1 protein-coding gene is annotated in these 1,696 nt (G+C 62.4%); it reads right to left on the minus strand.

From position 1 onward, the window contains the following. Window positions 1–1,696, minus strand: a 1,696-nt coding sequence (gene brxL, locus ACESMD_RS02255; protein WP_372609944.1) for a BREX system Lon protease-like protein BrxL, incomplete at both ends; no start/stop codon positions are given.

The following is a 1,696-nucleotide window of genomic DNA, read 5'->3' on the forward strand; positions in this document are numbered from 1 at the left end:
AAACAGCATCTTGCGGCAGGTCACGGGCATCAGAATAGCCGTGGCACCTTTTTCGACGGCGATCTCCACTAGGGTCACTGGGTTATGGACCGTTTCTATGGAGCCACCCAAATTGATCTCGCCGACCACAATCAGGCCGCCGCGGAGGCTGCGCTTGAGTAGCGCTGAGCTCATGGCGATCACGGAAGCTACACCCAGCTTGGTGCCAGCCTTGGCGGCATCGAAGGCGCGCAGCTGAACGGTAAATTCGTGCTGGCGGGGTTCCTTGTCACCAACTAGTTGGCCGGCTCGAGTGTAGAGGTTCTGCTCGGCATACCCGATACTCTCGCGAAACGCGGGGGGCACCGGCTTGTTGAGGATCTTGACGCCGGTGCCCGGGCCCTCGTTGACCTCGATACGGTACAGGCCGGGGTGTTCCTCCTGGCCGTTGCTGGCCTGGCCTCCGGGGCTGATGGTCCACACCTGACCGGGTTCCAGCGGGTCGTTGCCGATGCTGTTGTCGCTCTGCAGCTCGGGCGTGGCGACGAATTTCTCCACGCCGTCTTCGCCCATGGTGTAGCTGAAGTGGGTGTTGCGGAATTCTGCGGCGCCGATGCGCTTCTGCTGTTCCTTGACCCGCCGGCGGGCTTCCATGGCGATATGGATGGCCCACTCCAGGTCGTCGTCGCCGGGAGCGAGGTCATCACCGGGATAGAGCAGCTTCAACAGGCCGCTGGCCGTCTTGTTGACTGCATTGGTATCGCGACCCGAAAGAGCGCCTCCGAAGAACACGCGACCCTGCCACTGCGAGACACGGCTCTGGTTGCGCAGTTGGGTCCAGCATTCGGAGAGGAAGTCGCTGACGAGACCGAAGTGATCGGTGAGTAGCTCCTTGCTGACCTTGGGCACGTCCCAGCCGGGAAGGAAGGCGTGGATGCGATCCATGAAGGCGGTGTCGTGGCGCATCTCCTCCGGCAGTGGGCCGAACAGATGACCAATGCGCTGCTGGTGTTCCACGTCCACATCGAAGTTGCCGACCAGTACGATGGAACCATCGGCGCGGATGCTCTCCTTGCCGCGGGAGAACTCGCCGCTCTCCATGTAGCCCTTCATGATGTTGACGCCATCCTTGCTATCAAAGGAGATGCCGGACACCTCATCGAAGCAGACCACGTCGTACTGGCATACCAGACCGCGCTGGCCGTTGGCGTTGTTGACAAACATCTTGGCCACGGTAGCCTTGCCGCCGGAGATCAGGTGGGCATAGGGCGACACCTGCTGGAACAGGTGGCTCTTGCCGGTGCCGCGGGGGCCGAGCTCCACGAGGTTATAGTTGCGCTCCACGAAGGGCACCATGCGCAGCAGCATGGCGTCCTTCTGGCGCTCACTCAGGCTGGCTGCCTCGATGCCGGTGGAGCGTAGCAGGAAGGCCTTCCATTCCTCGGTAGTGAAGTGGCGGCGGGCGCGGGCAAGTTCCTCGAGCACGTCGCGCTTGGAGAGCTGGATCTCGCGCAGGGCGCGAATGCCGAAGGGTCGACCCCCATGTTCCTGGGCGATGCTAGCGTCGTACTCCAGAGTGAGCTCGGCGTAGAAGCCGCCGGTGAGCATGCGTTCGTGCTCACTGACCAGCTCATCGGGGATACGCACATCATTCAGACGCAGGCTGGGCAGGCTGGCCATATAGGTGTCGGTCTTGGTGTCGAGCCGCGCCTGGATC

Source organism: Halomonas sp. (assembly GCF_041689495.1).
Taxonomy (GTDB): domain Bacteria; phylum Pseudomonadota; class Gammaproteobacteria; order Pseudomonadales; family Halomonadaceae; genus Halomonas.